Genomic DNA, 22410 nt, shown 5'->3' with positions numbered 1-22410 from the left:
GTTCTAATACAGTATATTAGTGGTGCTGTTCATCAAATCATCAAGAAAATAGAGTACGAACCCTATAAAAAATGAATATGAGCAATTTAACATGTGAACAAGCTAGGCTTATACCAATAATAGAATACCTAGATAACCTGGGATTCAAATGCCAATATACCAGAGGAAGAAACCACTGGTACCTATCACCTTTTAGGAATGAGAAACATGCCTCTTTTAAAGTAAATAGCCTGCGGAATATATGGTATGATTTCGGTGAAGGATGTGGAGGAAACTTAATTGATCTAGGTACTCGGTTACACCAATGCAGTGTGTCCGACTTACTGCAAATGCTTGCCGGATCAAGTTATAATCCGGTATCGACTCCAGTCGATAGATCTGCCATTGAAAAGGAACAAGCGGATAGCAAAGTTAAAATTATTGGCACCTTTGATCTGGTGGATGATGGATTGCTGGCCTACCTGAAGAGTAGAGGAATTAATCTGGCCTTAGCCAAACAGTATTGCAAGCAGGCTGACTTTACTATATATCAAAAAAAGTATATGGCCATTTCTTTTGCCAATCGGTCAGGCGGTTATGAACTCCGTAATTCAGGGATTAAGGTTTGTTCGTCCCCAAAAGATTTTACGCTGATAGACAACGGATCAAAAAACTTAAAATCGACTGAGGGTTATATGGACTTTCTGTCCCTGTTGACCATGCATCCTAAAGACCATACCGATTTTAATTACCTGATTTTAAATTCGGTGAACATGCTCTCTAGGGCACTGGAAAGTATGGGCGAATATAAAAATATCTTCACCTATTATGACCAAAACAATGCCGGGAGAAAAGCAACGGATTTGGTTATGAGTACCTTTAAAAATGCTCTTGACGCATCCGTACTTTATCCCAAGTACGAGGACGTTAATGACTATTGGGTTGACCAACTCAGTCGAGGCAGGCCCCGGTAGTTTTTCCGGGCGAGACATTGTCCGATACAATCGGCCTGATACAATATATCTGCGGTATCAATTAACAAAATCCTGATAGCGTTTACTGCTGCCGAATCAATCGCCCCGGTTGCAGTTACATGCCGCAATAATCCTATATACTTTTGACGAAAATTAAGGTGAACCGCTAATCAGTTCGTACCCTCACTATTGACGGTTGGTAAGGAGCGAGTTAATGTATTTGCTATACAAATACTCCCCTTCCACCCGAAAAGGGCGTTGGGACTCGCTCCCGGTGGTCGACATTTCAAACAGTTTAATGAAGAGTATTAATGATAGTAACACAATCAAATACCAAAGAAAGCAAAAAGCGTCTGCCAGGCAGACCCAAGAAAGCGGTCAAAAAAAGTGATATGCTGATGGTACGGATGACTCCGACCGAACGCCTGTTTATAGAAAATAAATCCAAAGCTGCCGGAATGAAACCAAGCGAATGGTGTCGCAAAGCTGCGAAGGGTGCAAAGGTAGTTCCCCGCTTTTCAACCGAGGAAATGGGTTGGTTTAGATCACTGTCGGGTCTGGCAAACAACCTGAATCAGTTGACACATTTGGCGCATGTGTCAGGGCTGTTCACTCTCGGTTTAAAGTGCAGAGCATTGCTCACTCAAATAGAAAGTCTATTTACTAAAATTAGTAATCATGATCGGTAAACCAATTACTGGAAAGAGCTTTGGCGGCTGCGTCCGTTATCTCCTGGACAAGCCGAATGCAAAGATCATTTCCGCTGAAGATATCAGAACCAAAGATGCAAAGTCAATTACCCAAGATTTTAATTTGCAGCGTAAATTGAGGCCGGGACTAGGGAAGGCTGTTGGGCATTTGGTATTGAGCTGGAGCAAAGAAGATTTGCCAAAACTGAGCGATGAAGTTATGATCGCAAGAGCGCAGGAATACATGAAAAAGATGGGAATCGCTAACACACAGTATTTAGTTGTTCGGCACCAAGATCGTGAGCATCCACACGTGCACATTGTGTACAATCGTGTCAACAATTCCGGTCAGACCATTACTGACAAAAATGATTACCTGCGTAATATCAAAGTCTGTAAAGAAATCACTTTAAAGTATGGTTACCACTTAGGCGAGGGCAAAGACCTAGTTAATCGCCAGGCACTAAAAGGAAAGGAGAAACTTAAGTATGAACTGTATGACGGCATAAAAACTGCCCTAAAGCAGTCGACCAGCTGGAAAGGTTTTGAAAATAAATTGAATGTTAAAGGGATAGCCATAGCTTATAAATACCGTAGTGGAACCAAAGAGGTGCAAGGTCTTTCGTTTGAAAAAGGCAACTTAAAAATGAAAGGCTCTTCAGTAGACCGTATTTTCAGTTTTGCCAATTTGGATAGCCAACTGAATAGAAACTATCAGGTAAAACAATACCATGAGGCCTTGGTAGCGAACAAACCTTCTTTAGCTGATCAGTTAAGAGAAGCAATCAAATTGGACATCCAATCAGATCAACACTTCAGCCATGATAAAGGTGAAAGTCTACTGGATATTTTGTTTCGCAGTGGATTTGTTCCGGCACAATCAGATCCTGTAGGTGATGCAGAAAAACGTCGCAGAAAGAGGAAGCAACATGAGGCTGAGCAGTCCCAAGGCGTAAGCAGATAAATAAAATAAGTAATAACCCCAAAAAAACATCGCATGACAGAATTAGAGGAAAAAGTAAATATGTTAGAAGAATTATTTCAAGGATTTGTTACCAGAGTAAAAGTCTTAGAAAGCGACGTTCCAGAATATTTGGTTGCATTTTTAAATCATTATAACAATTCGCTGACTGGAATTTATGAGCAAATTGATTTATCAAATAGGCGGTATGACCATTCTAAAATTCAGCAGAATATTGATGATATGACGAAAGTTCAAGCCTCAATGCCAACAGTTATTGAAGTTAAAAATCGTCATTATTTTGGCGCCTGGTCAAGATCTCTGATTATTGCAATAGTGGTTTCCTTCTTTCTGGTAGCTTCATCTGTAGGAACTGCTCTTCACCTGAGCAATAAGAATAATGAATTAAAGAGCGAAGCACGTAATTTCTGGTTTGTCCGGGCACTTTACCCTATAACAGCTAAAACGGTAGTCAGTAAGCTAGAAGAAGATCCTAAAACCTTCACCGAGCTTGCTGAGAAAGAAATTGAGAAGCAGAATGCAATTATTGCAGCCAAAGCCATAGCAGAAAGGGCAGAAGCCGAACAAAAAGCAGCAAAGGAAAATCTGGAAAAAGCAAAATCAGGTAAATAACCCAATGAATATAAAAGGGAGGCGATCATTTCAAATCCCTTTTATTTTTCGAGAAGTTCTAAGCTATAAGGGCGATCGTAACCCATGACCCTGGGAACTTTGGCAGGGCCTATCTGGTGCAGCGTGTCGAGTTTTCGATGTAACGTATTGCCCGCATCTATTGCTTTTCTTTTTAAACAATCAAACCTATGCAGATAAGAATTATAAATGGGTTTCAATTTCAGTCCAGATCCAATTATCTATAATATAGGAAGCATCGTAAGATTTGAATGCAGGCAATCTATTTAATTTAAAAAATTGCCAAATTTGAACTTTTTTGAAAACCACGCAATCTACTTGCCATCCCTAACCCCCAATTGTGAGTACGCAGTCCGAAGAGGTTTCAAAATGAGATTTAGACACATGTCTGAAAATACCCGACACCTGACCGAAAAATCGAGACACTCGAACACAAAAATCGAGACACAGAACAGCGATTTTCCAAAATTACCTGCCTAACTTGATTACAAATAAGTGCTTTGGTAAGGATAACGAAATTTATTAATTTCGTTCACAAGGAATTTTAGAGAGAAACAAATATGAATATAAACCCTTAAGGCAGGCTTTCATTACATGTTGGGCTTGCCCACTTTAATGGATGACTTATGAAACGTGCCTTTTCTTTTAACCCCTCTGTAGCCGAAGCATTTTCCACTAATGCTTATTGTCCGGGTACAGACATCTTTCCCGCAATTTTTCTAGGCAAAAAAGACAGCTCTAATTTTACCAGAGTATCTTTTGCTAAAATTCATCTGATTACGCCAATTTCATGTAATCTTAAAACGGAATGAGATGGGGCAGAACATGCAAAGGCCGATAGAGCTACGGTTCAGGTCACCACACAGAAGTAGCAAGATCAGTCAGAACTTCCTTAAAAAAGTTCGTTATAAAGTAAGCTATGGAGATAAGGAATTGATCCGCTTCAAAGAGGGTAGCTGTTATTCGCAACGATACAGCCATTACCTGTTTTACATTGAACTCATGGAGGTCAGGCTAGCAGAAAGCCTGGATATGAGTTACCTGATTAAGGATCCAGCCCTGTTTCTCTTCTTTATGCTTGAAGGAAATGTAAGTTTTAGCATGGCCGACGGCACGCCCATCTCGAATGCAAAAAAAGGGATTTGCTATCCTACCTATAATAAAACAGGAGAGTTTTTCGTGCATTTCCCAGCAGGAGTTCATCGCCTTTTATATATTTCTACCAGACCCGGATGGCTTAAAAACCATTTACAGACCTATCCCCATTTTGCGGAGTTCATGTTAGGCTTTGAGCAGAAAACAAACATGTATGAGCATATGTTCCAGTTTCCCATTACAAGGGGGATGCGTGGTTTTCTGCGAGAGCTTTATAAAATAGATCCTGTTTCAGCCCGTAAGCTGGAAGTTGGTATAACTGATAACTGCATGGGTCTTTTTGAAGAATATCATCAGATGCTGCTATCTGGTAATAAAAGCCTGAGCTTACTGGATGCCGTTGTGCAGTTGAAGGCTCATCTCGATGGCCATTTTACGGAGCGCGATGCGGATATCCTGTCGAAACTGTTAGAGGAGATTCCTTTTACCGAACGCACCGTCCGCCATGCCTTCCACGAACAACTAAAATATACTGTTCACGAATATATTGAGCTTTTACGGGTGAACTACGGACATGAATTATTGCAAAAAACGAAATTATCCGTAAAAGAAATCGGCCTTAAAACAGGTTTTAAAAGCCATGCACATTTTACTTTTGTGTACAAAAAGCACTATAATAGCTCTCCAAGAAGCGACCGATAGGCCATTAAACGTGGTTTTTAAGGTTAAACTATCATAATCGTGCTAAAAACATGCGAAAAATGAAACCATTTTTGCATGAATATGATAGTTTCGTTACCGAAATTTACTAAAGTTAACCCATTCAAATTCAATTCGATAAAAAGAATGCTTATGAACACTGTAATAAACAACACTGCCAGCCAATGGCTCGAAGCCTTCGCCCCAGGCCGTTGAAGATATAAAATATGGATGGGTAGTACCGTGCTGCTGGCCGTTCATTCCTGACGGTGAAGTACCAGAAACAGGGTAACAGTCCCAGAAGCAACAGCTGCTATCCGCAAATGATCCCGGTCGGTACTGGTAAGAAGATGCCGGATCTGGTACAGGGAAGGTAGGTACAACCTTAAAGTGCAAACAATTAATGGGCAGGTGGTGCCAAGGCAGTGCCAGCGGAGTTTAAGAACAACGAAGTAAAAAGGTAGAGAAATGAAAATTGTCGATGCAGCGAAAATAATAGACATTGCCAGGATCATATCCTTAGCGGCAATGCTTGCCTATATGGCAGCGCTGTTCATCCGGTTCATGCTATGTTACCTGTCTGCCTTTGTACATTATCTTATAGTACACCTGGAGACAATCTTCAATTGCCCTTACGCCCGAAAGAGAGTGGTTAACAGAATAGTTCACGACCATAATAATTCGATATTTCGAACAAACCCGGATAGTCGGGGCAGGGCTATCCGGGAAATGAAACCAATGTATCGGGATACAAAGGAATTCAGTGAGGTCTACTAAAAGACACCCACAACTTAATTACATAAATATAAAGTTTTTCTTCCTTTTTGCTATTATAAAAGGTTGCATAATCATGGTAAGAAACCTGATTAATTTTAAAAAAGCATGGCTTGGAGCCTTTGCTTTGTTGCTAATGGTTGGAGTTATTACATTAACCTTTGCTTTTAAAGCAGAGAATAACAAAGTGCAAGAACTGGCAAATGCCAAAGCAAAAGAAACTGTCAACAAAAAAAGAACGATAACTTACAATTTTCTTGTTCAAAGCTCATTAAACTCATTTACTGGTAGGACATCTGCATCAAATGCTTGCACAGGAACAGCAACACTTAATTGTAAATACAATGTGACGCCATCTGGAAAAGCAAATATCCCAGATCAGGAGGATGAACCTTACACTGCATCTCAAATAAATGCCTATGTTACTGCGGGCTATTTGACAGTGGCTAGCGGTTCCAGCCCTGGCTTATATCCTTAATCCACAATAAGTAGGTGCCAAATTAATTGAACGGGAAAGTGTGAGCCTTTCCCGTTCAATTTAGATTGCGATCTATCAAGCTGATAAAACGTTGAGCTGCTTCAGGCGTACGTGGGTGAGGTGGGCTACTTGTTATAATGTTTCCATTTTTATCTATCAAAATTAATGTTGGATAAGCGTAGATGTCATAGTGTTTAATGATCGGGTGTTCTCTGGACAGACCATCCGTAAATAAATTCAAACTCCCAGTATGAGAATAAACACCGGACTTAACGCTATTCTTCCATGTCTCAACCTTTTTATCTGTCGATATACTTACAAATTGAATGTTAGGATTACCTTTATAATACTCATAAACTGGCGACATTTTTTCATTTAAGTAGGCACAGCCACCACATCCACTAAACCAAAAGTCGAGTACCAATAACTTCCCTTTGAGCATTTGAAGGGTTACGTTATTGCCAGTTGTATCTGTTAAACTGAAATTAAAAGCAGGCTCACCAGTCCCTCTACTTTTCTTAATGTCTTGTATAATGGTTCTGTATTCCGGAATCTTAAACGATTTCAAAGCTAAATCTAAATAATATTCTGGCGCTTCACTTAACACAAACTGATTAAGAAAATAACCAGCGAGAATTTTTTCCCTAAGTGTCCCAGTATAAGCTTGACTCATCTTATCATACAATTGTCCAAAAGTTGGCCTTACCCATAAACTTGTCACTTCCATTAGAATATCCATATCCCTTATCTGTTTTTTGATCAGAAAGTCAACGTACTGTCTTGAAAATAAGGCTGCTTTTTCGGTACTCTCGATTGGATATGTGCTAAACAGGAAATGATCTATATAAAACTTAAGTTTGTCCTTGTTCTTTTTCTGTACGTCAGCGGTATTATCAAAAATCGACCGACTTGCTGACATTAAACGGTCTTCAAGTTCAAAATAACAGTCAAGTTTAATAACCTCTTTTGAAAAACTATCAATTTTAGTACAATTATTTTGTAAATAGCTACGTTGCCGATTATAGATGTCCTCATAATGATTCGCTAACGTTAACAGTTTTTCATAAGTACTGGGCTGCTTATTTTTTTTAATGCCGGCTTTGAATGTATTGCTTGAAATACTATCCAGTTTAAACTGACAATCTATCAATTCGGCGTCTTTACCAGAGATTGAAATACCTGACTTATCACTGATATTAATTACGATAGATGCTCCTGATTTAATTAATAGTGTTTTGTAATTGACTTTAAGTCTTTCAGGATATTTTAATGCATAATTAGCATCACTACCATCCACATATTCCAACAGGAAGTATAGATAGGGCGCCTGTTCCGAAAATTCAAATTCAAAAGTCTGATCTTTTATTTTTGCTTTAAGCTTATTTCCTCTTAGTGGTAGGGACGAAATCCCGAAATATTCAGACGCGTAATATAGGGTTATTGGCTTACCGTTTACATCTGGTGATGTAAAAATTCCTTTAATAATAGTTTTATAAGTTTGCTTATCATCAGCCACACTTATTTGGCTAATGATGCAGAAAAATATGAAAAGGAATATTTTTAATGCGTTATTCATAAGGTTTCTACCGTTTATTTTGTTGGATTCCACTTAAAGCGATTTCATCGTCAGGAATAGGAAACACGTAACGTGAGTCGTTGGGTGCTATTGAATACGTCTGACCATTTAATACTCTGGTTAAAGTTATATTTGCACCTTCTAAATTTAAACGCTTAAGGTCGTCCCACCTTAAGGTACGCCAGATGAGTTCCTTTCTGCGTTCTCCTAGGACTATTAACAATGCTTCTGCTGCATTTGCCGCTGAAACTGGAACAAAATTTCCTGTAGAAAATCTTTTTATCAATAAGTTATTAAGCCATGTCATTGACTGAATAATTTCTCCCCGACGTGCAAGACATTCCGCCTTAATCAGGTAAATTTCATCTAAGGCTAGCCCGCTAAATGGATATGCAGAAAATAATCCTTCATAACCATGTTTCATACTGAGCTGGCCTATGGGGTTCGTTATAAAAAAAATAGGCTTTCTTAAATCGAATTGCTGGTATGAACTCACGATGTCGGGGTTAGGAATAACAGAGGTATTTGTGGTCGTTTTGCCATTAATTTCAAAATAAATACCAGGTGTGGTAGCACTGTACAAAACTTCCTGGTTATCTATCAAGAACGGTGTCTCTGTCACCGTGTCTACAGTATTATAGTCTATCAAATTATTGTACAGTCTTAATGTACTATCTGCGTAAGCTTCAGCTTTGGGGTAATTGCGCATGCTTAATGAGATTCTGCTCGCAAGTGCATAAGCAGATACTTTTGATGGGCGGTTGCGCTTTGATTCCGGCAGGTTATTTAATAACGGGATAGCACGATTAATGTCTATAAAAATCTGATCATATGTTTGCTGGAGGGAGCTTCTGGGAACGACCTCATCTATTTCTGTTCTTAATTTTAATGGTATTCCTAAGTCTGTATGAGCAGTGGCTGCGTTATAGACGGGTGAAAAATGACGTGCCAAATCATAAAACATAAATGCCCGTACAAAATATGCCCACCCCTTGATTTGCTTATATTGGCTGCTGTTGGCAGGTGTCATCTCTATTTTATCAAGCCCTTCCAGCGCATTATTACTATAAAAAGCACCGAGGTAAGGATAAGACCAGGCCCATACGTTATTTGCACCCTGAAAAATATCTTTAGACCAAATATATGAATTGCGCTCGACAGTATTCGCTGACTGCCACTCATTGTAACCTGCAAAAACGTAATCGTCACATGCCATTTGCGATAGCCCTGGCGTGGATTGGGTTATTAGATTGTTTTTTAAAAGCCCCTCCAGGTCATCAAGGGTTTTAGGTGTAACAATTGAAGAGTTCGGCTTGGCATCTAAAAACCCCTTTTTACAGGCTGGGGCAAAAAGAAAAACAGGAAGGATCAGAAAATATTTTAAAAAGGTGAGTATATTCTTTTTCATATCAACTATAGTTAAATTTTAAAAATCTGCTTTTAATCCAAAAGACAGTGTTCTTGAAGCAGGTAAGGCATTGGGGTAATCAGGATCAATTTTATATTTCGTGGCTTTCCAAAGAATTCCAATATTAGATGCATAGCTATACACCTGTAGACTTCGAAAAGGCAGTTTTGATTGTTTAAGCCTTAAAGTATATGCTAAACGAATATCCTGTAAGCGTATGTGGTCGCCTTTCTCTACAAGAATTTCCGAATTATTGTAAAGTTCCTGACGTGCAAAATCCAAAGGATATACCAGTGCGGGCACATTTGTTGTCGACTCGTCTCCTGGTTGTTGCCATCTTTTACCATAATCAGGCATTTCGTAAGTGGAATATGTACCGTAAAGGAGTGTATTATCCAACGAGGTCCGTTTGAATACATAATCAAATTTATAGGTGATATTAAAACTCAGTTCTATCTGCCGCCAATTGAACGTATTTCGGAGGCTTCCGTAGTATTGAGGGGTAAGCGTTCCGCTATAAACCAGGTCTTCTGGTTTATACGAATAGGCGATACTGGAATAATCAGTGCTTGCCAGACCATTTAATATTCCTTGTGGATCGCCCGTCGCATTTAATCCCATCCATTTGTAAGTAAATAATGAATAATAAGAGTGTCCCTCTATTGGGTTCTGATAATTGTTATTAACAATATTGCTATTACTGGCCTGTTTACCTTTGTAATTTGTAATCTTGTCCGTATTGTAATTGAAAAGCAAATTCGTCTGCCAGGTAAAAGTTGGAGTAACAATATTATTTGAATTTAACAAAATGTCGAGCCCGTGGCCTGTAATGTCTGCATTGTTCCCCCTATAGGTAGTGATACCAGTTTGCTGGGCGATAGGGCTATTTCCGATCAGATCTTTCCCCTTTTTGATCCAATATTCGATAGACCCTGTAATCTTATTATTTCGTGTACCAAAGTCGATTCCTATATTTGTATTTTTAACTTTTTCCCACCGCAGAGATGGGTTTGGTGGATTAACAATCTCCAGAAAGTTTTCGTCCCATACACTTAATCCAGACATAGAATTGGCTGTAAGATAGGCTGAAGTAGTTTTATCTACATTTCCATTATACCCATACGTTAACCTAAGTTTCAGATAAGGAATCAAAGATGAGCTGTAAAATTGCTCGCTGCTGATATTCCAGGCGAGTCCTGCAGACCAAAGTGGAACCCCCTTCTGATTAGTTTTAACACCAAAAATATTGGACTCGTCCCTGCGTGCACTCCCGCTCACAATATATTTGTTGTCATAAGTATAAGAGAAATTTCCAAAATATGATCTGTACCTATCAACATTCCAGTAATTGCTGGTCCCGGGATTTATTGTTGTATAAAGCGATCTATAATAGTAGCGGTATTCGTTCGCATAGTTGATCGTAGAATTGAGGTTTGTAGCCGTTTCAGGATCATAGCCATATAACATGTAAGAGGACACATCATCACGGTAATCTTTTATCTCATAGCCCGCTATTGCACTGACCTGGTGTTTTTGGGAAAAGCTACGGTTAAAACTGAATTGCCCCCTTCCATAGTGCGAATAATAAGAACTATTCACGTTGCTTAAAATATCTCCTAACGGGATTGGCCTTGTCACTACACCTGTCGTTTGATCTATTGAAGTGATTAGGTTAATTTGGTTTCTGGTTGAGTAAGATTGTAAACTATTGCTTGTCGTTGAATTCAGTACACCTTTCTGGAATGTATAGGTTCCAGAAAAATCGAGCCCTTTGACTATATGATAAGTTATGCCAGTGTTGAAGCGGTAGTCAGTCATTTTATCGGCTGATGTCCGGTATTTATTGCGGAGCTCATCCAGCGGGCGATAGTGCCAATCGAGTAAGCGACCAGCCCCTACAGTATCCACATACGAAAGGCGAAGTGTTCCATTCGTTACGGCCAGGGGATTTCCATTTGCGTCTTCAATTTGGGAATAAGGGTAACGTGGCTTGTATGTAGAGCCCTCGTTATTGATGTTGTTTAAGGTGAAAATAACCCCGGTTGATAGTTCTACCTTATTGTTAAATAAATTGGTGCTATTATTTGCATTCAATGTCAGGCGGTTCGTACTATTACCAACCGTATTTGAAAGATTATTATCGTATCCAAGAGAAACGTAATACTTGTTGAACTGCCCACCACCTTTTACGTTTAGTTGGTACTGCTGGGTAACACTTTCCCTGTAATAGTATTTATTCAACTCAGATTTGCTGTCATGTTGGCTTATAGAATCGAGCATAGTAGCGTGTTTACTATCGTTGATATTATTGTTTCTTCTTAAAAGCATTATCTCAACTGCTGGAGAAAGAGCCCCGTACCTATTGTTTATTGCAGTGTTATACCTGCCCTTATCAAATAGGAATTGTTCCACTTCGATATATTCTTTATTGGTAAGTTGTGGTAAATAATATAAATCCGGTTTAGTACCAATGGTGACATTACTATTGAAACTAACCTGCGGTTTTTGATTCAGCTTTCCTTTCTTTGTCGTCAATACGATTACACCATTTCCTGCCCGTACTCCCCATATGCTAGCTGCTGCCGCATCTTTGAGAACTGAAACTGACTCTATATCCATAGGGTTAATGTTTTCCAGATTCCCGTCATAAGGGAAATTATCAAGAATGATTAAAGGGTTAGGGTTGCCCAAGATGGTACTTCGACCGCGAATACTAATATCTGAGGTATTACCGGTCTTATTTTTATTAAATATTAAACCACTTGTCACCCCATCAAGGCGGTCTAAAATATTTCTGCTTACTTTGCGATTCAATAATGCACTGTCAATTAATATGAAACTGCCTGTTGCTCGTTCCTTAGGAAGTTGTTGGAAGCCCGTACTCACAACTTCGACTTCTTGAAGACCACTTTCAACTTCTTTTAAAGTTACTTCAAAAGGCCCCACGTTTACCTCGCTAAAACCTACCTCCTGAGTTTTGTAACCCAGATAGGATATAACAAGGACACCATTATTTCGCTTACTTATGATCGTAAAACCACCCTGGTCGTTTGTTCTGACAGTAATAGACTCCCCAAGAATTTTAATGGTCGCTCCGACTAAAGGTTTACCCAGAGTATCGGCAACTGATCCCGTAATAGTTACTTCCCGCAGAAGGGACCCTATACTTTCAAAAAAAGTGAATTCTTTCTTCCTAATTGTAATGGTTTTATTTTGAATACTGTAAGTAAATGGTTTCTTTTCAAAGCACTTGTCAAGTACTTCTATGATACTGGCGTTGGTAACAGAAATATTGATCCTGCCAACTTTAGAAATTTGCTGTTCTGAATAAGAAAAATCATAGTCTGTTTGCGTCATGATTTCTTCAAAAACGCCCGTTAAGGATGTGTTTTGTTTGTTTAAGGTTATAGTTTGTGCGCTGGTTGAAGCTGCAACCTGCATCAAGGGTATGATCAAGAAGAAAAAACTTAGCTTCATAATGATCAAAAATTTGACCATGCGGCTCCTGGCGGGCGCACCGTATAAGTAAATATTGTACATTTGTCTCGGTTTAGTTGATTGTAACGTGTTATTTTTTTCTGAGCCAAACCGGGGGATTCAGTTCCTACGCTGCCCCCGGTTGCTATTCACCAAATGGTCTTTACTTCATTACCAATACCTGCCTTTCTTTAATTTTGAACCGAACGTCTCCGGTCGTTTCCAGAAGGTTTAGCACCTCTGAAATATTTTTAGACCTTGAAATGGAACCAGTAAATTTGCCTTCAACAGGGTAGTACTGATAGACAACCTGAATGTCATACCACCTGCTGATCATGCCCATGACAGTTTTAAGATCAGCCCGGACAAACTGTATTTTGCCTTTCTTCCAGGCTAATTCTATGTTGGTGTTTACCTTTCTTACCTCGATTGCTCCTGCTTTATTTACCGATTGTTCACCAGGCACTAGAATTTTTGATTTTGTTTTAGACGTATGGACATTGCTTTGTACTCTTACAGAGCCTTCCAGTAATGTTGTCTTTATTGAGCCAGGTTCGTATGTGTCTATATTGAAATGTGTGCCGAGTACCAATACATCTTGCTGCCCCGTCTCCACGACAAAGGGGCGTTTTTTATCTTTATATACTTCAAAGTAGGCTTCGCCGCGCTCCAGCCTTACTTTTCGCTCCCCCCGCTCTCTCATTAGGTTTGCAGAAAATTGTAAGGTTGTGGCGGCGTTAAGCCATACTTTGGTGCCGTCAGAAAGCACAATTTGATATTCCCCACCTTTAGGGGTAGATATAGTTGCCATTCCTGGAGCGTTACCACTCCTGTTTGTAATGGCGGTACTATCAATATATTTTATGTTATTATCATCAATTATAATCCCGGTTTTAGCAGCACTTAGATTGATGGTTTTGCCATTTGCCAGTGTTAAGGTCGCTTTGTTCCCACCAGGGGTAATATTGAAGGTGGACTTATTTTCTATTGATGATGTATTAGGCCGTGGATAAAATAATAGAGTAATAATCCCAATAAGGCTGACAGAGGCAACGGCTGTAATTATCGACAATAGTTTAATCCTTCTGGATTTACCATCAGACCCAGGCAGATTTCTATAAATTTCATTGCCGAGTTTTTCTAATTTCTTTTCGGATAATCCAGGTTGATCTTCATTGAATTGCATTAAGGTTTCTTCAATGATGGTTTTTTCAAGTTCAGTACATTGACCTGTGTTATATCGTTCAAGTATTTGCTTTATTTCCTCTGTTGTCATATCCTTTAGGATTGATTTTAGATTGTACAACGAGGAATGTATAGGACAGGACAATTAAAGATGAAAAAAAATCATCTTCAATCTAATTAGAATATCCAGCTTGTAAGTTTAGTCTTAAGAGATCTTAAAGCCCGAGTAATGTGCTTAGACACATTTTCTTCGGAAGTGTTCAATTTTTGTGCGATATGCTTGTGGGAAAGGTGTTCCGTTCTGCTCATTTGGAACACTATTCTCATTTTTTCAGGTAAGGATTTGATTTGTCTGTCAATATATTCATTCAGCGATCTTTCCCTTGCCAAGTAGTCTGTTTGAGCATATCCAGCAACAGAAAATGCTTGTTTTAAAACTTCGATATATTTAGCTTGGACATTTTGGTTTTTGAAGTGATTGAGTATTCTGCTTCTTATAAATATGTAAAGGTATGAGCGAAGATTCCCCGATTCTAATATTGTCTCCCGCTTTTCCCAAACGTTGGTAAATAATTCCTGTACAAAATCTTTAGATAAGTCCTCGTCATACAATTTTCTGACAGCAAAATTGAGCATAAGTGGATAGTAACGCCTATAAATTTCAGCAAAAGCAGCGTGGTCGCCATGCCGTAAAAGAACGATAAGATCGGTGTCAGATAGTGGTTCGTACTCGGCTTTATGTTGACTATTCATCGCTCGTTATCCATGTAACGAGTCCCAAAGTACCTTTGGGGAAAAGCTATAGCGGGCCCCTAAAGGTACCGTCGTGCAGGCTTCCGAGGGCCTTAGGAACGATACACAATAGGAGCCCATACTGCTATAGCGGTACTAAAGTACGCAAATAACAATTATGGGCATTAACCTATTGCCTCGTCCGTTAGCAAAACTCGGAATTCGCACGCGAGACTCTTATTAATACCACTCCAAAAATTTGGAGCATATTTTCTATTTAGTTTCTTTTTTTCTCTCTTTTAATATGTTACGTTCTTTGTCAGAGCTAATTTAAATAAAAATACATGTAATTCAAAATTATTTTTTAGACAAAGCATAAAATGTCCTATTGATACTTTGCTTAATGAGCAAAGCAGTTTATATATCGGCAGTTGTACTTTATATAATAAATAAGATTCGCCAAATTCGGATGGAGTTGGGATTATCTCAGCGTGAGGTTTCTCAAATGATTAATCCAGGCTCAAATGCTAATCTAGTTGGAACAATTGAAACAGAAACTAGTAGTGCTGCATATACGGACTCGCAGTTACATATATTAACAAAAAAGTTTAGTAGAGTTGCTGAGATCAGACAAACGGAGTTTGATCTAATCCCTGATAATAGGAATCAGATAAAAACAGTGTATACTATGGCTGATTTCTATCCTAGTGCTAAAGTCGAAGATAAGTTAGTGGTAAAGAAAATTGAAACAATCGAAAAGGATTTATATCCGACGGGTGCACTATATAACATGCTGGAAGATGGTGATTTTTTGAATTTACCTCGAACCACAAAAGAAATTACGGATGAAGCGAATAGACGATTTAATAAAACCTGGCAAACAACAGATTTTGTTTCTCCATTAGACCGAGCCACATCAATAGGGATTATCGTTAAAACACCACCTCCCGCTGATGTTACTTATCAAAAGGCTAAATTTAATGGCTAATTGATTTAGAATTTTGTTAATTCGCAATTATGGATCACCCACAGGTAGCAAAGAATCAATCTGCCCATTACTTTGGGCGGACTGCGATCGATTTTGAAAAGAGTTATAAAGTAAAGGATCTGCGTGTGTCCAAGGGTTTTTCCGATAGAGATTTATCCTTTTTGCTCGGTTTTAGAGCATTGTATGTTAGAGACGTAGAGAACCCGTTACATAAACTAATATATAAAGCAAAAGAAACCAATTATCTGCAACATATTTTTGATTGTTCTTTAGATCAGGTCATGTACTTGACACTACCTGATCTTAATTATGATCTGTATATCCTTGCAACTGCTAATAGTGAGGGAACCAACTCGTATGAGATTTTTAAGGAGGATGTTTCTGGACGGTATGTTCTTCTTCATTCTTTTACAGAACTGGCAAAGGATACACAAATTCTTCCAAAATGTAATACTTCCTCTGAGAAAGTCCAGGAGTATATTTCTAGTTTGCAGGAAACTGATTATTTTTTAACCCCTAAAACTGGTCTGGAAATTTTTAGAAAATGTATTGAGCATTTTAAAGGGCATCTCAAACCTACATTTATAGAGGAGGCTATAAAGAATATTAACAAAAGCAGTAGTACAAAAATTACCATCGGCAAGAACGAAATGCGGAGATTTGTGTATTCAACGGTATAGCCAAATACTTTTAAACATGTAAAGGCGTTGAACACAATGGCTTTGTGGTTATACAGTGAACTTTAATTAATTTTGGCGACGGTAATTACTGACACTCGCCTATATTAAACTCCCTATGGAAAACCTGAATTACATGTAAATAATATACTTAAAGGTGTAATCCACTTAATTGAAGATGCGAGACAGAAAGTAGCCTTGTATGTTAATGCGGAAACAACTCTTCTGTGTTGGTTATTGGCAGTTTCTTGAATAATGTATTATCATAGAACAGTAAAACACGAATGAAGAGGATGTCTATACAGAATTTAAAAGCAGTTTAACAATGGATAAACCTCAAGAATATAAAATCTGTCTCAGTGAGCTAAAGTCGAAAATTCGTTCCTCGCAAATGAAAGCCGCAATCACCATTAACGCAGCTTTAATACGTTTCTATTGGGAGCTAGGTAAAATGATTAGTGAAAAGGAAGTTCAATGGGGGGGATAAACTTATTGAGCAGGTAGCTAAAGACTTAAAGGTTGATTTTCCGAACATGAGAGGATTATCCTATACCAAATCTTAAATACTGCAAAAGATTTTATAGTTATTATCAACCTGCAATTGGTCAACAGCTTGTTGACCAATTAGACAACCATGTAATACTACAGATTCCCTGAGGACATAACATACTAATTTTCACCAAGTCAAAAGATATAACCGAAGCCATGTTCTATATCGGTCAAACTATTGAAAATAATTGGAGTCGTGAAGTCTTGGCATTGCAAGTAAAGACAAATTTGTATGTGCGAACCGGAAAAGCTATTACAAATTTCAAACATACATTACCCGATCCTGTCTCTGATTTGGCACAACAAACCCTTAAAGATCCATATGTCTTTGACTTTATGACAATGACTAAACCGTACAAAGAGAAAGACATCGAAGATCAACTAGTCCAGCACATCACTAAATTTTTGCTCGAGCTTGGAAAGGGATTTGCATTCATAGGCAGGCAATACCATTTGGTAGTCGGTGAGTCCGACTATTACCTCGATTTGTTGTTTTACCATACCCGTTTAAAATGTTATACCGTTGTAGAAATCAAAAATACTGCGTTTATTCCGGAGTATGTTGGGAAATTAAATTTCTATCTATCGGCTGTTGATAGCTTAATAAAACAAGCTGATGACAATCCGACCATTGGTATCTTGCTTTGCAGAGATAAAAACAACATAGAAGCGGAATTTGCGCTTAGAGACATTAATAGACCAATGGGCGTGAGCGAATTTGAGATTACCGAAACACTTCCTGACAACCTGAAAAGTAGTCTCCCTACAATAGAAGAAATAGAAAACGAACTAAAAAGCGGAGAGAACTAAGTTCGTAAAAACCGTTGAGGCTTTTTTATCTTACAAAATATAAAATACGCTTATGAAAAGATGAAGCATATTATTATTCCGGATTTACATGGCCGCAATTCCTGGCAGGATATTGACTTTAAGCAGTTTGACAAGGTGGTGTTTTTAGGTGATTATGTAGATTCTTTTACTGAAGAAGATAACGCTATTTATAACAACCTGATGGCGATCATCAAACTCAAACGCAAGTATTGGAATAGGGTTATTCTGCTCCTGGGCAATCACGAAGTCCAATATCTGCATTTCCCCAGGTATCAGATCAAAGGTTTCCCTGCTGGCATGCAGAGGCAGTAAACCGAATTGTTGAATCAGAACCGAGATTGCTTCCAAATGGCTTACCAGCGGGGGAATTATATTTTTACCCACGCAGGGATTTCTGCCTCCTGGTATCGGGAGTTTTTAAAATCACCCATCATCAGCTAGATCAGGGATGATAATGATTCTATTGCCGACCTAATTAACAAGGTTGAGGCGATAGGAACCCCTCAGCAGCGGTACATGTTGTACAGCGAGGGGATACACAGGGGCGAATCAGGGGACTTGGGGCTTGGTAGCCCGATTTGGACTGATCGTAAGGAAACAATGCTTGATATGCTTACTGGTTACCATTAGGTGGTAGGACATACCCAGGTGCCGGAACCTGAACCCATCCGCTTTACCTCCAATTCGATAACCTATATTGACGTTTTACATACTATGACTTATTTTCATGAAATTGATATTTAATAACCAATATAAGCATGTGCAGTTTCAAATGACTAATACTTATCTATTTCAAGTGCAGGCTACACAGATTCGGGATTGATGATAGATCAGCTACTTTAACGCGCCTCCCACGATAGCTTTTTAATTTAGATTTGGAGGTTTCCATACAATACATATATTTGTGCTTGTTAAAAATGTTATTTACTGCATGTCACCAGTGCAGCCATTGATTGAACACAATTTTTCCTACCGGGAGTACTGACAAAGTCACCGGGATTGTGTTGATATAATCTAATTATCAGATAACAGGATGTTTACCCAATTTGATTGGGGTTCGCCGCAATTTGACCGAGTATTTTTAATTCAGGTTGTACTATTACGTCACCCGGATTTGATGTTGGGCAAAATCAGCGTGCCAGAATTAACATTATGATACTCCATTCTTATGGTGTAGCCGCAGATTTAGCACGGATTTTTCCTGCCAGAGAGACCTCAAAGTTTCAGAATAAGTGTTAAAATAGTCTGGGCGAGCGATAGAGAATAGTTTTTTTCTTGAAGGGATAATGGTCGATTAGGCTAGTAATATCCAGTTCAAATAGATGAATATTTTCAATCCTTTGCTTCATGCTAAGCAGGCTATCCATGTTTGGGGATTTATTAATCATTCAATTAAATGGCTAATACCACTATAAGCATGAATAAAATTAGACAAATTCTAAGGTTATATGACCAGGGGAAGGGAAAGCAGAGGATTGCTGACTATGTCGAAATATCCCGCAATACCGTAAAAAAATATATCGCAGCATTTGAGGCTAGCAATTATCCCATTAAAGACGTTGATAACCTCGATGACGATGAACTGAACGATCTGTTTGGAGAGATTAAAGAAAAACCTAAATTAAAGAATCGTCGGATGGAGGCCTTGGTACGCTGCTTTCCTAAAATGGAAAAAGAGTTGAAGCGTACCGGTGTTACCAGAACTACCCTTCATGAAGAGTACATAAGGGAATTCCCGGACGGCTATAGATATACGCAGTTCTGCTACTACTTCGGATTGTGGCAAGAAAAGGTCAGTCCCACCATGCACCAGACGCACAAAGTAGGAGATAAATTATTTGTTGATTTTGCAGGTAAAAAGTTAAGCTATACCGACAAAGAAACCGGTGAAGTGATTGACGTCGAGGTTTTCGTGGCGATCTTAGGCGCAAGTCAGCTTACTTATATTGAAGCGGTTGCCAGTCAGCAAAAAGAGGATTTTGTTAAAGCCTGCGAAAATACGCTGCACTATATCGGCGGAGTCCCCTCAGCCATCGTGCCGGATAATCTGAAGGCGGCTGTCATCAAGAGCCATCGTTACGAACCGACCCTAAATCAGACCTTTGAGTCTTTTGCCCAACATTACGATACTTGCGTGCTGCCTGCCAGAGCCTATAAACCAAGAGATAAGGCGCTTGTAGAAGGAGCTGTCCGGATTATGTATACCCGGATTTATCTCCCTGTTAAACAGAAAGTCCATCACTCCCTTATCGAATTGAACAAAGCCATTTGGGAAAACCTGGAAATTCACAATAACCTTTTGCTTAAGGGACGTGATTACAGCCGTAGAATGCAGTTTGAGGAGATCGAACGGAAAGAACTTAAAGCGCTTCCGGTGGATCGTTTTGAAATGAAGGATCAGGTCTGGTCGAAAGTTAAGACCGATGGTCATGCCTATCTAGGGCAGGATAAACATTACTACAGTGTGCCGTTTCGCTTTGTACATTCTAAAGTAAAAATCCTGTATACCGTTTCAACTGTTGAAATATTTTTCAAAAACGAACGGATCGCAGTTCATAAACGGGACAAAACAAAATACGCCTATACCACCAACAAAAATCACCTGAGCCAACGTCACCAGTACTCCACAGAACGCTCACCAGAAAGATACTTAGAACGGGCTGCTGCCATCCATGAAGATGTGAGGGCAGTTATTGCAGTGATGCTGGAAAGTAACAGACATGTTGATCAAATCAATCGGTCATGTGAGGGTGTGTTGAGTCTGGAAAAAAAGTTCGGCCCCGAACGCCTGGCTGGTGCTTGTCGGAGGGCAATGGACTTTGGTGTACACACTAAGTTTAAATCTATCCAATCCATTTTGGAGAAAAACATGGATAGTTATCGTGAAAACCCATTCGCTGGTGAACTCCCAATGCCTAGCCATAAGAACATCAGAGGTGAAAAATATTACAAATAGACTTAAAGATTATTATGAACAATTCAGACACTTTAGATAAGCTCAGAGAAATGAAATTCTTTGGCATGTTCCACACCTTTAAAACCCACCTGGACACTGGTAATACAGAGCGATATACCCCTGATGAATTTTTGGCTGATTTGGTGGAAGCAGAATACGAAGATCGTGTTAACCGCAGGATCAACAGGCTAATAGATGCGGCAAAATTCCGGTATAAGGGGTCGATAGAGGACATCAACTTTCACCGTGACCGGAGCATCGACCGTAATCAGATCATGAGGCTTGCTGAATGCACGTTCATTGAAAAGCATGAAGATGTATTGATCACCGGGCCTACCGGGATCGGCAAGAGCTATATCGCATCGGCATTAGGCTATCAGGCTTGCGCTAAAGAGTATAAAGTATTGTACTGGAGTACACCCAAGCTTTTCACAAAGTTAAAACAGGCTAAGGCAGACAACAGTTACATCAAAGAGATGACCAGAATTGAAAAAGCTGAACTGCTTATCCTGGACGATTTCGGCTTGCATCCATTGGACGCCACATCCAGAGCAATGTTGATGGACATCATTGAGGACAGACACGACAAGATGTCCCTGATCATTACTTCACAACTTCCGGTAAAAGAGTGGTATAATATAATCGGCGAAAAGACCATTGCAGATGCGGTGCTTGACAGGATAGTTCATAATGCGCATAGAATTGACGCCACCGGAGAATCCATGAGAAAGACCCGTCCTAAAAAGATGGAAGATAATGCGTATGAATAAATAATGAAGCGATAAAAGTGGCCACTAGACCAAAGTCCGGGAGTTTCAAAGATGGTGGCCACTCAATTCGCAATAACTATCGGAAAGTTTCGATGTAATTGAATTACCATTTGAGCGGAGGTTTTAAAAAACCCATTTATTATGAAATCTAAACCAACTACAGGTATAAAAAAGTACAGAATTGAAGAGCTGTTGGAATATCGCAATTATCCTGTTTATCACACATACGATTGCCGAACAAGGTTTAAGAAGAATCTTTTTGTAGTTAATCTACATGCATCAAAACGGGGTGACTGGGCAAAACCCCTGATTGGTATTTGTGCGATTTACAACAGGCAGGATGGTAATTATCTTGCAACGTTAGGTATAGATAAGAATATGACGACCATTTATCCACCACATTTTTTTAAAAGATACAGGGATCGAATAGTAAAAGATATGGGCTCTTCTAATGAGGATATCATCAGACTTTATCTGCATAGAAACGGCTGGGGTTTGGTTGCAGCTCCAACAGATGAAAAGTATCAGGTTTTATATAACATTTTTGAAGCGGAAATGAGCGGTACGGACATCAGTTTTGCATGTGTAAATTCTGAAGGTTTCTGTTTCGGGGAAAAGCTGGGAGCTATAAATGTTATGAAAACCATAATTTCAGAGGATATGCTTTTTGATGACCAAAAAGAAGTTTTGCTAAACTTAAAGAAGAGTTTGAACTTTTCAACAAAAGCATGTTTGGCAGCAGGTATTCTGGATAAATCAACAAAGCCGGGAGTTTCGAAAATTGGTCCCTGATTCAGCAATTAATGGTATGATAATCATTCCAACTGGTTTTTACTCAATACACTTATGAAACTGGAAAAGTTGTATGGGAGTTTCGCCAAAACTGACCTCTTCATTCCGCAATTAAACTGACGCTTCATTCCGCTCTAAATTGACCCCCTCATTTCGGTGTAAAGTGACC

The 22410-nt window shown here is 39.1% G+C and carries 18 protein-coding genes; 13 read left to right on the top strand and 5 right to left on the bottom strand.

What is annotated here, in order from left to right:
• Positions 1–77 precede the first annotated feature (77 nt).
• From FN831_RS15920 to FN831_RS15895, 6 genes are all read left to right on the top strand, one after another.
• The gene (locus tag FN831_RS15920; RefSeq protein WP_185960506.1) at positions 78–953 is read left to right on the top strand and encodes a toprim domain-containing protein; all 876 of its coding nucleotides are present in this window, start codon (positions 78–80) and stop codon (positions 951–953) included.
• Between the two features lie 311 nt (positions 954–1264).
• Complete coding sequence (locus tag FN831_RS15915; protein WP_142529181.1) at positions 1265–1642, top strand: plasmid mobilization protein; 378 nt, start codon at positions 1265–1267, stop codon at positions 1640–1642.
• Entirely contained in the window at positions 1632–2606 is a 975-nt protein-coding gene (locus FN831_RS15910) for a relaxase/mobilization nuclease domain-containing protein (RefSeq protein WP_142529180.1), read from the top strand. Before FN831_RS15915 ends, FN831_RS15910 begins: the two co-directional genes overlap by 11 nt.
• A 33-nt stretch (positions 2607–2639) precedes the next feature.
• Entirely contained in the window at positions 2640–3236 is a 597-nt protein-coding gene (locus tag FN831_RS15905) for a hypothetical protein (RefSeq protein WP_142529179.1), read from the top strand.
• A gap of 831 nt (positions 3237–4067) precedes the next feature.
• The gene (locus FN831_RS15900) at positions 4068–5051 is read left to right on the top strand and encodes a helix-turn-helix transcriptional regulator (RefSeq protein WP_142529178.1); all 984 of its coding nucleotides are present in this window, start codon (positions 4068–4070) and stop codon (positions 5049–5051) included.
• An 847-nt stretch (positions 5052–5898) separates the two neighbouring features.
• Positions 5899–6300: a hypothetical protein gene (locus FN831_RS15895; RefSeq protein WP_142529177.1), complete on the top strand. Its 402-nt coding sequence runs from the start codon at positions 5899–5901 to the stop codon at positions 6298–6300.
• 55 nt (positions 6301–6355) lie between these two features.
• Here the strand turns inward: FN831_RS15895 and FN831_RS15890 are convergent, their stop codons facing one another.
• The 5 genes from FN831_RS15890 to FN831_RS15870 all read right to left on the bottom strand — a co-directional run bounded on the left by FN831_RS15890 (position 6356) and on the right by FN831_RS15870 (position 14699).
• Positions 6356–7876, bottom strand: a complete 1521-nt coding sequence (locus FN831_RS15890; RefSeq protein ID WP_142529176.1) for a TlpA family protein disulfide reductase — start codon at positions 7874–7876, stop codon at positions 6356–6358.
• Between the two features lie 7 nt (positions 7877–7883).
• Positions 7884–9284 carry a RagB/SusD family nutrient uptake outer membrane protein gene (locus FN831_RS15885; protein WP_142529175.1) on the bottom strand — a complete coding sequence of 467 codons (1401 nt, stop codon included), beginning with the start codon at positions 9282–9284 and terminating at the stop codon, positions 7884–7886.
• 18 nt (positions 9285–9302) lie between these two features.
• Positions 9303–12761: a SusC/RagA family TonB-linked outer membrane protein gene (locus tag FN831_RS15880; RefSeq protein WP_185960505.1), complete on the bottom strand. Its 3459-nt coding sequence runs from the start codon at positions 12759–12761 to the stop codon at positions 9303–9305.
• Positions 12762–12924: 163 nt separating this feature from the next.
• Positions 12925–14037 (bottom strand): FecR family protein, encoded by a 1113-nt coding sequence (locus FN831_RS15875; protein ID WP_142529173.1) that lies wholly within the window; start codon positions 14035–14037, stop codon positions 12925–12927.
• Between the two features lie 86 nt (positions 14038–14123).
• Positions 14124–14699 (bottom strand): RNA polymerase sigma-70 factor, encoded by a 576-nt coding sequence (locus FN831_RS15870; RefSeq protein WP_142529172.1) that lies wholly within the window; start codon positions 14697–14699, stop codon positions 14124–14126.
• 382 nt (positions 14700–15081) lie between these two features.
• Here FN831_RS15870 and FN831_RS15865 point away from each other — a divergent pair, with 382 nt between their 5' ends.
• The 7 genes from FN831_RS15865 to FN831_RS15835 all read left to right on the top strand — a co-directional run bounded on the left by FN831_RS15865 (position 15082) and on the right by FN831_RS15835 (position 22241).
• On the top strand, positions 15082–15666 hold the full coding sequence (locus FN831_RS15865; protein WP_142529171.1) for a hypothetical protein: 585 nt from the start codon (positions 15082–15084) through the stop codon (positions 15664–15666).
• A 29-nt stretch (positions 15667–15695) separates the two neighbouring features.
• The gene (locus FN831_RS15860) at positions 15696–16346 is read left to right on the top strand and encodes a hypothetical protein (protein WP_142529170.1); all 651 of its coding nucleotides are present in this window, start codon (positions 15696–15698) and stop codon (positions 16344–16346) included.
• A gap of 702 nt (positions 16347–17048) precedes the next feature.
• Positions 17049–17702, top strand: coding sequence for a PDDEXK nuclease domain-containing protein (locus tag FN831_RS27945; RefSeq protein ID WP_221931345.1), 654 nt, complete (start codon positions 17049–17051; stop codon positions 17700–17702).
• 60 nt (positions 17703–17762) lie between these two features.
• A complete protein-coding gene (locus tag FN831_RS15850; RefSeq protein WP_142529169.1) occupies positions 17763–18035 on the top strand; it encodes a metallophosphoesterase in 273 nt (90 codons plus the stop codon).
• Between the two features lie 1084 nt (positions 18036–19119).
• On the top strand, positions 19120–20679 hold the full coding sequence (istA, locus tag FN831_RS15845; protein WP_142529168.1) for an IS21 family transposase: 1560 nt from the start codon (positions 19120–19122) through the stop codon (positions 20677–20679).
• A 14-nt stretch (positions 20680–20693) separates the two neighbouring features.
• A complete protein-coding gene (gene istB / locus FN831_RS15840) occupies positions 20694–21449 on the top strand; it encodes an IS21-like element helper ATPase IstB (protein ID WP_142529167.1) in 756 nt (251 codons plus the stop codon).
• Between the two features lie 141 nt (positions 21450–21590).
• Positions 21591–22241, top strand: coding sequence for a hypothetical protein (locus FN831_RS15835; RefSeq protein ID WP_142529166.1), 651 nt, complete (start codon positions 21591–21593; stop codon positions 22239–22241).
• Positions 22242–22410 lie beyond the last annotated feature (169 nt).

Source organism: Pedobacter westerhofensis (assembly GCF_900182595.1).
Lineage (GTDB): Bacteria > Bacteroidota > Bacteroidia > Sphingobacteriales > Sphingobacteriaceae > Pedobacter > Pedobacter westerhofensis.
This window is presented reverse-complemented; position numbering and strand designations above follow the sequence as displayed.

Bases quoted from the DNA above. Each gene is read 5' to 3' on its own strand.
- FN831_RS15910 (WP_142529180.1), top strand. From the start codon at position 1,632: ATGATCGGTAAACCAATTACTGGAAAGAGCTTTGGCGGCTGCGTCCGT.
- FN831_RS15905 (WP_142529179.1), top strand. From the start codon at position 2,640: ATGACAGAATTAGAGGAAAAAGTAAATATGTTAGAAGAATTATTTCAA.
- FN831_RS15875 (WP_142529173.1), bottom strand. From the start codon at position 14,037: ATGACAACAGAGGAAATAAAGCAAATACTTGAACGATATAACACAGGT.
- FN831_RS15880 (WP_185960505.1), bottom strand. From the start codon at position 12,761: ATGAAGCTAAGTTTTTTCTTCTTGATCATACCCTTGATGCAGGTTGCA.
- FN831_RS15870 (WP_142529172.1), bottom strand. From the start codon at position 14,699: ATGAATAGTCAACATAAAGCCGAGTACGAACCACTATCTGACACCGAT.
- istB (WP_142529167.1), top strand. From the start codon at position 20,694: ATGAACAATTCAGACACTTTAGATAAGCTCAGAGAAATGAAATTCTTT.
- FN831_RS15885 (WP_142529175.1), bottom strand. From the start codon at position 9,284: ATGAAAAAGAATATACTCACCTTTTTAAAATATTTTCTGATCCTTCCT.
- FN831_RS15920 (WP_185960506.1), top strand. From the start codon at position 78: ATGAGCAATTTAACATGTGAACAAGCTAGGCTTATACCAATAATAGAA.
- FN831_RS15850 (WP_142529169.1), top strand. From the start codon at position 17,763: ATGAAGCATATTATTATTCCGGATTTACATGGCCGCAATTCCTGGCAG.
- FN831_RS15865 (WP_142529171.1), top strand. From the start codon at position 15,082: ATGAGCAAAGCAGTTTATATATCGGCAGTTGTACTTTATATAATAAAT.
- FN831_RS15895 (WP_142529177.1), top strand. From the start codon at position 5,899: ATGGTAAGAAACCTGATTAATTTTAAAAAAGCATGGCTTGGAGCCTTT.
- FN831_RS15860 (WP_142529170.1), top strand. From the start codon at position 15,696: ATGGATCACCCACAGGTAGCAAAGAATCAATCTGCCCATTACTTTGGG.
- FN831_RS15915 (WP_142529181.1), top strand. From the start codon at position 1,265: ATGATAGTAACACAATCAAATACCAAAGAAAGCAAAAAGCGTCTGCCA.
- FN831_RS15890 (WP_142529176.1), bottom strand. From the start codon at position 7,876: ATGAATAACGCATTAAAAATATTCCTTTTCATATTTTTCTGCATCATT.
- FN831_RS15900 (WP_142529178.1), top strand. From the start codon at position 4,068: ATGGGGCAGAACATGCAAAGGCCGATAGAGCTACGGTTCAGGTCACCA.
- FN831_RS15835 (WP_142529166.1), top strand. From the start codon at position 21,591: ATGAAATCTAAACCAACTACAGGTATAAAAAAGTACAGAATTGAAGAG.
- FN831_RS27945 (WP_221931345.1), top strand. From the start codon at position 17,049: ATGTTCTATATCGGTCAAACTATTGAAAATAATTGGAGTCGTGAAGTC.
- istA (WP_142529168.1), top strand. From the start codon at position 19,120: ATGGCTAATACCACTATAAGCATGAATAAAATTAGACAAATTCTAAGG.